The organism is Anaerobiospirillum succiniciproducens DSM 6400 (genome assembly GCF_000482845.1).
In the GTDB taxonomy this organism is placed as follows: domain Bacteria; phylum Pseudomonadota; class Gammaproteobacteria; order Enterobacterales; family Succinivibrionaceae; genus Anaerobiospirillum; species Anaerobiospirillum succiniciproducens.
In genome coordinates, this window is sequence record NZ_AXWV01000086.1 from 1 (window position 1) to 14,368 (window position 14,368).

General features: G+C 40.1%; 3 protein-coding genes, 2 tRNA genes and 1 rRNA gene. 3 read left to right on the forward strand and 3 right to left on the reverse strand.

The features are described 5' to 3' along the window. The first annotated feature begins 41 nt into the window (after window positions 1-41). The 3 genes from rrf (at window position 42) to H524_RS0110410 (ending at window position 331) form a co-directional block, all read left to right on the forward strand. Window positions 42-157 (forward strand): 5S ribosomal RNA (rrf, locus tag H524_RS0110400). Window positions 158-169: 12 nt separating this feature from the next. Then, window positions 170-246 (forward strand) — tRNA-Asp (locus H524_RS0110405). A 9-nt stretch (window positions 247-255) separates the two neighbouring features. Continuing rightward, window positions 256-331: transfer RNA gene (locus tag H524_RS0110410), tRNA-Thr, on the forward strand. Window positions 332-1,061: 730 nt separating this feature from the next. Here the strand turns inward: H524_RS0110410 and H524_RS0110415 are convergent. The 3 genes from H524_RS0110415 to H524_RS0110425 all read right to left on the reverse strand — a co-directional run bounded on the left by H524_RS0110415 (window position 1,062) and on the right by H524_RS0110425 (window position 13,578). Continuing rightward, the gene (locus H524_RS0110415; protein ID WP_027940173.1) at window positions 1,062-8,069 is read right to left on the reverse strand and encodes an FtsK/SpoIIIE domain-containing protein; all 7,008 of its coding nucleotides are present in this window, start codon (window positions 8,067-8,069) and stop codon (window positions 1,062-1,064) included. A 128-nt stretch (window positions 8,070-8,197) separates the two neighbouring features. Beyond that, window positions 8,198-10,813: a hypothetical protein gene (locus H524_RS0110420; protein WP_027940174.1), complete on the reverse strand. Its 2,616-nt coding sequence runs from the start codon at window positions 10,811-10,813 to the stop codon at window positions 8,198-8,200. Window positions 10,814-10,959: 146 nt separating this feature from the next. After that, window positions 10,960-13,578: a hypothetical protein gene (locus H524_RS0110425; protein ID WP_027940175.1), complete on the reverse strand. Its 2,619-nt coding sequence runs from the start codon at window positions 13,576-13,578 to the stop codon at window positions 10,960-10,962. Between the last annotated feature and the right edge of the window lie 790 nt (window positions 13,579-14,368).

The window sequence follows — 14,368 nt, forward strand, 5'->3', positions numbered from 1 at the left end:
GTCGCTCGCAGCTTGCTGATAGATTTTTAGACACCGAATTGCTTGGCGACCATAGTGCTGCAGACCCACCTGTCCCCATTCCGAACACAGAAGTGAAATGCAGTGACGCCGATGGTAGTGCAACGTACGATTGTGCGAGAGTAGGTCATCGCCAGGCTTAATAATTTGCGGAGCGGTAGTTCAGCCGGTTAGAATGCCTGCCTGTCACGCAGGAGGTCGCGGGTTCGATTCCCGTCCGTTCCGCCACTACTTAGTGCTGATATGGCTCAGTTGGTAGAGCGCACCCTTGGTAAGGGTGAGGTCCCGAGTTCGATTCTCGGTATCAGCACCACTTTCATGATAAATAAGCCATTCTAGGCAAAGTAAAACACAAGTTTTACATAAAAATAACCACCGCAAGGTGGTTTTTTCGTTTCTACACCCTGCAAAATCCTGGCACCTTCCTCAATTCCCCTCTATATACCATCGATAGTATTCATAGCGATCAAAGCGCTTATATATGCAATTCTCTGCTGACTCCCCTTTGTGAGTAGCGAGATTAATGCAGAGCTCTCACTTATACCAACTGTCTTCTAGCTACCCCTCCTAAGCTATTGCAAGGGGTACTTTTGCGTACACAAATTTTTACATAAAAAGTACATAAAAAGATCATTTGCTATTAGCAGTTGTTGGGCACAGCTGTGTGCGACTTCCTTAGCTACATTCAGATTACGACCTTTTTCACAGTCATTATCATATGGGCCTTGGTGATGATCTCCAGCACATAACCCTGATAGCTACGCTATAAGCATGGTGATAGCCTAGATCTCACGCTACAGCTGTCGTGTGTGCTTGAGGCACATGATAGCCAACATGCTTGATGGTCAAAGACATGTACGTGCACTTTGTTTTGGTGAGTACGAGCCGCTAATGCTGATAAACGACTTATGTATGTAGTTGTTTAATCCATATACAGCTTGCATGATCTGACAATGCTGCAGCTTAGTATGCTGCAGCATTTGTCTTTAATTAAGGCTACCTAAGGTTATTTAGATTGCGCTTATATGCTCATGCTGTTTTCTTTAGCTTTGTGTACATGCTAGACGTAGTTCATAGTCTGCTCGTATTGCTTTGCGCAAAGCGACAAGGCAATCGCTAGACATATATGCACCCTGAATCATATATTCTTCACCACCAAGCTTAGCGATCATGTGACCTTTACCAGCTAGTTTAGAAGCATCGTACGAACCACGATCTCCAAGTGCAATCATTGTTTCAGTTCTAGAGGCTACTTTAAGGCAGATTCTATTGCCTGTATTAGCCTTAATAGAGCCATCTACAACCTTTACTGATGGTCTTTGGGTTGCCAACACTAAGAAGATACCAGCAGCTCGTGCCTTATTGCCAAGGCGAGTTATAAGCGTTTCTATTGAGCTACTCTTTCCTTCTGTTAAGGTAATGTCAGCAAACTCATCAATGACCATAATGACATGATCCATTCGCAGTGGCAGCCCTCCAGGAACGGTAAATCCTGGTGTCTTATTATGCTCGTCAAAGTACTTGGCCATAAATTTATTGTACTCGTCAATGTCAGGGATTGGAGGTGCATCATCTCCAAGTTCCTGATTGAGCAATTGCCTAAATTGGCTCATGTATTTATAGCGCTGCTCCATCTCATCTACGATAGAGTTAAAGCACTCTTGGTATTCTTCTTGGCTAGGGAAGTTTTTAACTCCTACATTAGGCAGATCTTTAAACTCTCCTAACTCGACACCATCCTTTGGATCAATCAAGATAACTCTTAGTTCTGAGCTCAGGTTGGTCAAGATCATGTCCATGATCATCATCTTCATGATGGTGGACTTACCTGAGGATGTACCGCCAGCAATAAGAGTATGTGGAGCATCTCGTCTTAAGTCCAAGTACATTTGAGAACCATCATCGTCTTTGATGCCAAGAATAAAGCGACTGTTAAAGCCTAAGTACTCTACCCCATCAATTGTGTAGGTGTCGTAGTTAAACTCACGGTCTTTGAGCATGGCCTCATAAGGCACGAAGATTCTGTCAAAGTCTTTAAACTCAACTCTAATTGCAATTGCTTTGCTAATAGCAGTTACATCGGTGATATCAAAGCCATGCTGTGTCAGCATATACTCGTGAAGAGCACTGATAGACTTAGTGGTCAGAGTTTCATCACCACTAAGCTCAACGTATCCGCCTGAGGTGGTGATGCGCTTCTTTCTTACAGAAACATTGCCCTTATTGAGTTTTTTGATGAGCTGATGGATAAACTCATCAAGGTGTTCAAGATTTTTAGGATTTTCAAAGTCTACTGTAGCTGTACAGCTATCGAGGTATTCTTTTACTTTAATATGTTCTGCAAAGAATCTATTCATCAACTCCTGGCGACTTATGTCCTTTGGAGTTTGCTTGGCGGTTATTGATGTCGCGACTTCATTCTCTTTAACAGGCTCTTGTTGTTGCTGTTGATTAAAGAACGGCGACATTGGTTTAAATACGCCAGGTTTAGCAGTAGCACTTGTAGCCTCACTACCAGAACCTTGTTGCTCCTTAGAGTTTTTAGGTTCTGAAGGATCAACTGCCTCATTGGTATCTGTTGTGGCATCAGCTTTCTTAGTAACTAAGGCAGTGTCTTTACTATTCTCATAATTAGACTTTGAGCCAGAGTCACCTTCAGATACAGCGGCACTGCCATTAGTGTCGTCTCTAGGCGTGGTTGTAGTCACTGACTTTTGATCGACTTGCTCTTTAGCTTCGCTAGAAGACTTATCTTCGTTGGTCAAAGTATTATTGTTTGAACCATGATCAGTATCTTTTGTAGTGCTTGTAGCTACATCTCTGTTTTGTGAACTTTGATCTATGGTGTCCTTATTGGAACCATTAGTTTCAGAGTCTTCTGTATTAGCCCTTGGTTTGTCATGCGATGCTGCTTTAGGCTGATCAATGACATTTGGAGCCTGGGCCTGAGTATTTGAAGATGTTGCTTTACTATCTATGTTTTTAGTGTTTACTGATGCTGCCTTTGTATTAGAGCTATCAGTAAGTACTAACGATTTGTGCGGCTTCAGCTTGATAATCTGAGGATGCTTAATATCCAAGTACTCTTTGAGAAGATACATGCCATCTGCTTCAAGCATTTCTTCAAACACATTGATGGATGACTGCAGTTCTTTGTACTTTGTTTGTTGACCGATCTCTTCATCATCAATTGCATTAGTTTTTATGCAGCAACGATCATCAGTGTATGCCTCCATAAGCTTAGAGACTGGGTCATGATGGATATGGAGCTGAATAATTCTCAGTGGGTCGTTTGAGTTATCTACAGTGCTTTGATGGACGGAAGCTTGCAGAGCCTTATTTTGTTCCTCTGTGTCGTTTACTTTATTAATGGCAAAAACAAATGAGTAACCAGAGAACATGATGTCAATCTGTTCTTCTCGAATCAGAGTCTGGATCTTGGAGAATACCTCATACTCATTTGGAGATCTTGCTTGATAGTTATCGGCAAGCATATCTGCGAATTTAGCCAAATATAGTCTTCTATCTGCAAAGTCATTCAATAGAGGCATGCTCAAGTACTGGAGTGACTTTTGAGCCTGATCAGCTGATTGTATTGCAGCAGTATTAGTGAAGTCCTGTAAGAACTTTGACTCAATTACACTCACAAGTAAAAGATATTGATTTTGTATGCCTTCACTAACAGAGCTATCGCACTGCTGATTGTTTTGTAGGTTGACTGAGTTTGCGTATTTGACAACATGCAAACACAGGATATCTGCGCGACTTGCGCTCTTGCCTATTAAGACCTGTTGATAATCGTCTAAGGACAAGAACAGAGGCTTGCCTAAGGCGCTAATGGTCTCAAGTTTCATGGACTTTTTCATATGAGTTAGGATTTGTTCCATAAGGAACTTACTCATCACATTGCCCATGAGCTCATATGAGAATTTGCGACGGTTTTCAGCACGTAATAGCATGCTTCCTGATATGTCTACAGCATCAGCTTCAACAGCACTTATGAATTTATTTGCATACTCAATACGATTTTGACAAGAGTTTTCGAAGATCTTGCGCAAATGACGTTCAGTATTATGTCTTTCGGCAGATGAAGAGACTAGCAAGTTAACGCGAGAGTTCTTGAGTTTGTTATAAAAGACAACACGACGTTCCTCATCACTAGCATGTTTTCCTAGGCTCAAGTTGTTGTTGCCATATAGGTCATTCTTCTTTCGTACTAAATTACGGCATTGCAACTCATCGATAAATGCCACAACTTCTGAATGGCTATGGATATTCTTAAGCTTTGTCTCAAGATCCATAGTCGGATATTTGTTCGCAGCAATGCTATCTGGGTGCATGTTTTGGCTTGATAAACTGCGACTTACAATACGATTTGGTAAGTAGGCATGCAATGCTGACTCATTGAATGCTCCTGAATTAAGTCGAGAGCTTGCCTGCTTTGCAATGGCGTTATTGTATGTAAGGAAGTCTTTGAGATTAGATTTTGTTGAGCCTTCTTTGGAGAAAAGCCATATTGAGTTGAAGTACTGAATACGGCTTAAAGGCTGCACTTGATTAACTAAGAACTTACATACCTGCTCACTACGTTTCTTACCAGTGTTATAACGGTTTACTAATGAAGGCATGGCATTAACTTCATCAGATAGAAGGCCTACAGGGAAGTCATCATATTCGACGATAGAGTCCTCATCAAACATATGCATCAGAATAGTAATGTCTGCAATACGGTTTGAGGCTACTTCGATAGATTTACCGTTAAACTTAAGATTATTGTGATTAAGATAATTTGAAAGAGTAGCGTTGGCCTTGAGGTTCTGTTGTGAAGATAAAATAGTGACGTGCACGCGTTTGGCCATTGCCTCATTGTTATGCTCATTGAGCTCACTAGTACGCAGTTGCTCAAAGACCTTGCTAATAGCAGCAGTCATGTGCATTTCATCGTTCACGATGAGCATGGTGAGGGCGATGTTAGAGAGAAATTCCGACTCTCTCAATGCGAGGTAAATTCCTACTAAGATCTCAGGGAAACGGCAGTCTCTAACCATCAAAGTACATTGACTAGGCTCATAAGGACGAGTCTGCACATATCTTCTTAGGTACTCTAAGATAGCGCTAGTGTAGTCTTTGACTGGGAGTGCAATTTTGTTTTGACTATAGATATCAGATAGATAATCATATAGTGCGTAGCCAGCGACTTCCTCTTTGGCAAAGAGTATTTTTCCAACATTGTTATCATCTAAGCGAAGGCATGCCTCGGGCGCATCGATGTATGCCATATCATTCGACAGCGATTCGATGAACATGTTGATCTGTGATAAGTTGAGATCGCCATTTGCTGCAGCACAGATAATGGATGATAAACGCTCAAGCTTTGCTGTATATGAGCGCATGCTTTCAACAGTGAAAGGAGATGCGATCACATTATTGGAACTACTGTTTTCATAAGCAAAGCCCACCATCATGACCAGGTTTAAAATATCTCTCAGACCGTCAATAATATCTTGTGGAGCTAGCTCATTATCCATTGCTGCAATGATTGAGTTTTGCAGCAATGTATAGCGATCGGAAAGCTTTCTAGCCTCTGAATAAAGCAGAGAACTGTCATACATTGCTTTAAGAGCCATGAAATACGCATCATGGAAATCTTTAAATAGTTTCTTGATGCGCTCAATCTTGGCTGTTAGAGAAAGTGTTTCGTCCCAATGATCATTGGTGATATAAGCATCTGCATCATCTGATGATTCGTATTCTCTAGCACGCTTTTGACACTCATCAAGCAAATTTTGGATTTTATTCGTTAAGCTGTCATTACAGCCGTTAGATTCAAAAGATATGGCTCCTGATTCTTTTAAGACAAAGGATGCAGGGGAGCTAATATCTAAAGGAGCTTGTTTACCTGTGATGGTGTATTGTTGATGCTGGTATGAGCCTAATACGATCTTCTTTTCATCAAGCTTAATACCGCATTCAGGATGAGTGGTTTCACTAGTGCTGAAGTTTAAGATCTGCTCTAAATTAGGAGCAAGATTGACCGGAGTGCTATTTATTCTATAGGTCCAAGTAATCTTATATCTTCTATCAGAGTTTTTCTGGTTGCTCTTGTGTATAACGATGAACTTAAGAGAAATAAAGTCCTTACCAACCTTGGTTGAGTATTTTGCATCTTGGTCAACTTGTGCTGACTCATAGAACTTATTGTAGTCCATGATCGGGAAGGTATCGCGACTGTTGATAAAGTCATCAAGCAGTGCGTTGTCAATCTTTCCATCTTGGGTAAGTGGTAATTTGCGATTTGGACTAGTGACAAAGAACTTAAGGTGTAGTTGTTCCTCAAGATATTTTAAATATGCACCAAAGCGCATAGAGAAGTATCTTATAGCTACATAGTTCTTGCTCAGCATACTGTTTTGAGTTTCATCCAGCCTAAGCTCAATGTATGCTGTTTTTACAGTATCCTTTTGGGCATTTGGATTGGATACAAAGGAGCACCCGCATGCATATACGATGCACTTAGTTAAGGAAAGCATGAAGTTATCATCTTCATATTTATTGTTTGAGAAGATGAGATCATTCCATTCCTTTAAAAGCTTAGGATCGATGCTAAGCATACGCTTGTGGTTTTGGACAAAGTCAAATAGCTTATCAACATCCTCGTGATCAATTTTCTCTATACCGTTGTGATTAGAGACAAGATCCATGATAAGGCTAATCTCTTTGGCCTCATCTTTATTGAGATCTTCAGCTTCATTTTGCTTATGCTGTTTGAAGTGTTCTTCGGTACGCTCCCAAAGCTTCTTTTTCTGAGCTTGCTTGGCTTCCTTAGCGTCAAAGAGTTTAGATAATCTATCACTCCACTCGATATGGCAAAGATCATTGTAGACATGCTTGTACTCATCAGGATTAAAGTCCCGGACGCTCAAAATATAGCGCTTGATCAGCGCATGCTCAAAAGGCATGACATCTGATACTTTCTCTGATTTAAAGGAAGAATCTGACTTAGCTGATGTTGTTTCATCAGATACAAAATATCTCTGATAACGTTCTAGTAGCGTATCGTATTTTAGACGATTTCCCTTGGAGTCAGTGCATGAGCGCAGTGAGCCTCTACCTTTAACAATATCATTGATAACTTTACGATATTTATCTTTGAGTGCTTTGTTTAGGTTGTCTGTACTAAATAAGCCGCTTTGAGAAGGGAATGACATTACGTATAGAGATTTGCCCAAAGCTTTACGCATAGCATCGGTACTATTAAGCTTATTCATATTTAGCCAAGTAATGCACACGAATTTGGCTAAGTTGTAGATGTTTAGGTCAATCTCATCATGCTCTTTGAGAAGCAAAAGGGTATTTTTCAGATGATCTGCACGCTCAGAAGTCGTATATGCAGCAATCCCATATGCTTGAGCAAATGCAGACATATATTTAAAGACATTGTCTATGATTGCTTGGATAAGAGCATTATTATCTACTTTTGGGACGTTCTCTAAAGTCTCAGAGTCCTCATCACTATTGCAGGCAAAGAGCTTAATCTTATTGCTATTATCAATGCTATTACGGACATCAGCAGCGCTTTTATCCACGACATAGCGTAAGGCACTGCAATCAATGCCTTGCATGATAGTTTTAGGTATCAATATTTCAAGGTGCTGTACAGGATATAAAGTGCTGTCGCTAGCTTCATGGTTGTTAATACGCTCAAAGAGCTCATCGCAAACGAGTTTGATTACTTCATTGTGCACATCGCAAAACGCAAGCAAGCCTTTAATCTCTGTGCTGTTGCCATTTTGATTAGCAGTTTTGTTATCTAAAACAGATTTTTTGATGACTCCTAAAATATAGTTTGCGCCAGCATAAGCTATAAGGTCATTGGCCATCGATAAGGCTTTGCTCTCGATATCTTTGACCTGACGTTGATACTCATTAAGGCCAGTAATCTCTTGCTCTGTTAAATTGAGTATGCCGGCATCTTCATAAGCAGCGGTTATATTCGACTCGTATGGAGCGTAAAGCTTTTTAAACAAACTTTTAATTGAATGAAACTGCATCTTTAAATCCTAGGAAACGAGCCTAAATCATTTTTTTCAGGGCTATGGATATAGCCCTCTATGAAAGATTGTGACGTGTTTTGTTGCTGCGATGCGAGATCTTGGCAGCATTGTGTAACGTCAATCAACTATGGTCTTTTTACGTATTCGCAATAATCACTTAAGTAGATCAGCATATCCAAACGATGCAGCTGTAGCTTAAGTTGAACTAGATTGCCGTTTAAATCAGGGGTATTACTTGAGCTTTCAAGCTCCTCTCTGCTTACAACACTGCGCTTTTCACTAGGACCAATGACGATGTGGTAGCGTTCGCGAATAATCTCAAGGAAGTTCGATAGCTTCATACACTCCTCTTTTCCTAGAACCGCCATGACTAACGTGCGCAGAAGCTCATCAGTCATTTCATAGTTGGTTCTAACCGATTTAGTTAGCTTAGAAAGACCACACTGTGCTGCTAGATGGGTTATCAGGCCTGTCATATGGGTATCACGACCAACAGTCTTGTTTACCATCTTCTCTATGATGGTGCTGCAATCACGAGCATCCCATGTAGCTCGATTTTTAGCTCCTTTGGTATCGTATTTCTTGTCTATGTCAGGTCTGTAGTTAAAGGCAGAAAATACAATATCTCTGACAATATCAATGTCATCTTTGCTTAGATCAGAGCCATTACGTAAAAACGGTACAGTCAAAGCAAGATAGCTTTCGGCTCGTTGTCTAACATAGCTGATACGGCTAAGGTCAAATAACGAGTGATGAAGCTGTTGCCTTTCTTTTGAGTAGCGTTTGACATCTTTGCTCTCTTGCTTGCCTTTAGCACAGACCGGAATGTTGATGTCAAATTGCTTATTAAGCGCATCAATCTCGTTGTCTAGTTTCTTATCAAGCTCGCTGTCTTGTGAGCCAATGCCAATGGCATCATGTAATTTAATTGCATCGATTCCTAAAACAGAGCTCTTGGCTTTTGTTTGCGGGGTAAACCGACGGTGAATCTCGTGTGCTATGCACATCTTTTGTTCTTGCTCGAGAACATAGACTAAGAGATTTAATGTAGCCATACGTGCTAGAGCAATAAAGAGATGTTGCTTATTTAAATTGCAATACAGAAGGTTGTTAAAGTCTTCTTTAACCTTTTCGTATACAGGCAAGTCTAGATAAGGTAAAAATGCGCTCAGAGCATATGGCTCTTTGTTATTTTTAGGGTTCTCATCTGGACTTGATGCATTGATGTAGCCTGCGAAAGTATTTATGGCATCATCTTCGTTGAAGAATCTATTAATCAGTTTTTGCCCAACATCATCCTCGCTTGAGGCGCTTGTCTCTTCTGCTTTGTTTCCATTTATTGCGTAGTTTTGGGCATGCTTATCTTCAAGCTGATGTTCTGCCTCTGTCTTGGTCAAATAAGGTGAGTTTAAAGCACGCTGTAACATGCTGAAGATCAGCTCACCCTGACCTGAGAAGAGGTTATGGTGGGTGTCGTAAGTTTTATCAATCTCTTTGTAAAGCGCATTTTGACCAAAAGGGAACAGGAACATAGTTGTCCACTGGCGCTTAGTATCATGATCAATCAGCCATGATCGCATTAGGTTGATAGCTTTCTCAAAGTTCTCAAACGAGCCAAAGTCCTTTTTATACTGATCCGTTGTTGTTTCAGAAATTGGTTGTACTTTTTCATCTTTATTCAAAGCATTGAATTGCTCTCGCCAAGCAGCCCATTTTTGATCTTCGAGCAAGCTGTTATTAGCGCTGATCGATCCTATGTATGGATTGTTGAATAGGATATGTCTCAGACGTGCACGTGTATATCTGGTGAATTCAACTTGACCAGTTTCATTAGCGGTATCGATGGATAAAGGATTATTTGGATCTTGGGAGTACAGTACTTGTAATAGCTCAAGAATGGTGTGCTGTTTTAATTGATCGGTATGAAAGGCGTTACCTAAGTACGCTTCTTCTGCCTCGAAAGTTTTGTTGGTAAAGACAGGGTTTTTAGGGTAGCGTTTACCTATGAATCTGTCTTCGAGCAGACGAACATAACGATCGATTTTCTTTAAAGAAGTTTTAAATTGCTCTAAGTTTTTTCCATAGAGCTTCTTGAACTGGTCGATATTAGCAGGAATGAAGATTACTTTATCGTCTTCATCTGCCTGTAGAGTGATGTTGGTATCGTCGCTAGCGAGCTTTACTAGGCTGTACTTGGCAATTTCTTTATCAACATCAGCACGGTTGATCTTTGCTCTTAAATCATCAGAAAGATAGCCAGATGACTGTAGTGTATTCAAATTCTGCTCGACTATGGTGGGAGCCATAGACATATGGCTGCTATCAAAGCTATGCATTGAGCTAACGGCAACACTAGGGGGAGTGTCCGTTTTCTTTAAATCGCTCTGACTAGTCTCGACAGATGCTCTGTTTCTCTTAATCTGCTTTGCTAATGTAGCCCTCTTACGAGGCTTAACAGCATCCTCTGGTGTGCTTAAGTTGGTATCTTGCATAGGCTCATGAGCGGGGTTTTTCTTAGCGCATGACTCTGTTGATTGAGTATAGCTAGAGTTTTCCTCAGGCATTATATTGCTCTCATTGTTACGTGACTTTAGTCTGGCAACTCTTTGAGCAGCTTTACTTATAGCGCTATGGTTACGGTTATTGGCAACTTGACACAGTTCGGTGATCTCTTCATCTAATCGATGGTCAACCTTGGTTGATCTTTCAAGTCTTTGGTCAAAATTGCTACTAGTGCTCATAGATGTAACCCTGTGCAATGCAAATGCGCTGTCAGCTTTTAGGAAAACGAAATAAAGTTAAAAGGTGCTTTAATCCCTCTACTAATGAGGCTTTTATATTAAGACTTAAACATTAGAGAGGAAGCTTCATTAGCTATAGAAACGATCTATTCAAGTTTGATCTGTCCATCACTATCGATCTTGCAGAACTTGAGTTTCTCTATAACGTTGGTGTCATTTTGCTCATCGTTATCTCCACACTCATCCATAAAAGCCTCAATACGAGTTTTAAATGATGTCAGTTCTTCATGACACTCATCTGAGAAAGATATTGAGCTATCACCTGCACCCATTGCCATTAGATAGTTAAAAAGGCGAGGGGTTAGGATAATTTTCTGTGCTACAACAGGGTAGTGTTTATATGCTTTAGAAACTTCTAAGTAACTTGATAAGCTTTTATTAGTATCAGATGCATAGTCATTGTTCTTTGGCTTAGCAAACATCGCACTAAGTGTTTCGTATATTGGTTTATGCGCATCTTTAAGTCGTCCTTTTTTGTTTCGCTTTTCAAGGCAATTGCAGTAGGTGTTTAGCTTCTGTGTATCATCTAAGCCCTCAAACTCAATCTCAAGTCCATCACAGTAATCATAAATAAATTGCTCGTCCTGGCGCATGATGTCTATGATCTCACGCTTGCGCTCTTCGCTTATTAATGAGTCTTTAGAGCGCTCATTGCTATCATTGTTGCTATGGTAAATCTCTTGTTTTGCAAGCTCTGGCCAATAGCTAGACTTTGGGTAGTAAGCTAGTGTTGGAAGATCTTTAACATCATTAAGTAATCCTGAACGCACAATACGTATTACATTACTGAAGTCAGAGTCATTTTTTTCAAACTTTAAAACAAAGCGATCTTTGTCTGGGACTATGCAGAATTCTGCAGGGTTAATAATGTTATTGGACGACACATAGACACTGTCGTTAGATTTCATCAAGCTTAAGCTTGTAAACACACGATTGAGTCCATCGATTAACTGTTCAACTAGGCTTGGAGGCGAGTTTTCGTCTCCTTTAGAAAGATCAATATTGTGACGGACGAATTCTTTAAAGCTTAAGTATGCTTTTGCATAGCTAAGAGAGCTAAGAGAATAAGTGGAAGTACCAGATGAATCAGTGAAGGCATTATCGAGGCTTTCGTTTGCAGTAAAAAAAAGAATTCTACGCATTGAGGCCATATAGGCTCTCATATTTTTAGTAGCCTGTTTTACTTCTGAGTCATTGACTGTATCGCTTTCACTATATTCTTGTAGGTTCTCAAGACTGATCTTTAGCTTCTCTCTAATATCTGCAGCATCGGAAGATCCAATTAGCTCACCTAGCATTTGACCTGCCTCTGAGTCAGGGGAGATGCATGCTTGGACGATGAAGTCATCAAGAAGCTTAGTACTATGAGAGCCAACACCAAAATATTCAAGCTGCCTGAAGATTGGCGGGGTATTTAAGGCTTGAATGGTGTCATCACCTGTGCCATCGTCGTCTTTGTCAATCAGGTTGAATTGTTTGGAGTTTAAATTTAAGCCAAGCAGATTATCAAATGGAGAGGAGCGACGGTCCCCTTTAAATTTAAATGGCGCATAAAAGCTTGCCTCAACATCGTGTTCAGCCTTGCGGCAAGTATAAAAGCGATCATTGGTATTATGCTGATTACCCAAAATCGCGTTACATACAACAACCAAGAGATTACGGACGGTAAAGTGCATACCGTCATCTTTAGCAAGCTCAAAGAGATCTGCAAAGTGACGAATAACATTGTCTTGAAGTAGAGCACGTCTATTAGAGTAGATTGGGCACTTATTGTGTATCAAACAATCTAAACAACGGCTCCAATTATCGTCATTGAGAACCTCTTTAAACACCATCTCAACAGCATCACGATCAAGGCACTCAGATAGCGGCAATAGCTGAATGAAGTCTGAGCGAAACACCTTATTTAGGATCATGTGCTGCTCAAGTGACTTAGCAAGATTTAACATCTCGCTTTGAACCATAAAATTATGAGGATTGCCCTGGTTATCATTTAATGGGGCTAATGAGCTTAAATTGTTGCGGATCTGTAATGCGTATTCACCAAAGGTTTTTAATATACGGCCGTTATTACCTGCAATGAGCACTATGGTATTAAGGTCACTAGCAGCTAAAGCATCACATTCAGTTTGACTAGAAGTAGAGTCAGAGCAGTTAACCTTGCTTTGCTTGAGCTTGATATTCTCAGATGCAATAGATTCAATAACATTATAGAGCTCTGCTTTGTCTTCATTGGTACGTAGGCATGTAAGATCAGTGATGATTACTAACTTAAGCATCAGGTGCTTAAGCACAACAGTCTTAATCCTGCTTTGATTATTCTCTGAGATCTTTATACAGCCTTCTAATTGAAGATCGCCATCAGCGTTGATCGCTATTTGTTTATATGTATCTTCAGTTACAGCCTGCCATGCTTCTTCTGACATTGAAAACAAGCTTTTATCTACACAGATGCTGTGTAAAAAATGCGTCTTTCCATCACCTGCCTGGCCTGAAACTAAGAAAACTTTAGACTGCTTTTCTGTTACAGCCGTATCAATGAGTGCCTTGTATTCTTCAAGCTTTGTAAAGTTAAACTTGAATGGCGTTACAGAGTTCTCTTTGGCTAGAGCAATAACGTGTTCATCGAACTGTGCGTTATTGTCGATGTTAGGTACGTAAGCCTTCAAGAAATTGATAAAGTTCGAAGCAGTTCTAACTGACACGGCGAAATCCTTATGATGGCTCCTGAAAACAAAAGGAGCGGCTATGGCGCAAGATAGCGCCTGCACACAAGTTTAGCAGATGACGACTAAAAATTATGACTTAGTGCGATCACAAAGTCTTGTCAGAAGCAAACTTTGCATTGATTTTAGCCGTTCGTCACAAAAGGCGTATCTATCTTATTCCCCAGCGCAGCGATCTTAGATACTAGATATTGCAATTGTTCGTAAAACCTTTCTTAAGAGAGTTGTTCTATAAGCCATATCACTGTCAGTCTCGTAGCAGTATTTAGTGCGGGCGCTGGATATTTATATTTGGAGCATCTGTGCCTTTTAAACCTGTAACACAACAAAAGCTTGTCGCACAAAATGTGTATCCCTTAAAGTCTAAATCTCATTGATAGGGCTCTTTGCAGATTTTAATGAGTGGGTAGAGGCAGATAGTAATACGTAAATTTCCTCTAAAACGGTAACAACTGATCTTTAAAAATTAATATATTTTTCAGATTACATCAGGGGCAATCCAGCATATAAATGCGAGATTGCCCTTTATATTTGCCTATTGAAAAATTTAATAAAAATATTATAGAATAATGTACAAAATGGTAACATTTTATACGGAGTTTATATGGGGCATATTCATGATTAAAAGGGTATGTTAATGAAAGATGATTGCTGCTTATGCTCTCTGCAGGAAAAGCATCAGCTTAAATTGAATATTTCTTAAAATAATGAGGCACTTGTTACCGTTTTAGAGGAAATTTACGTAATAGTAAATGGCCTAATTAAGGGC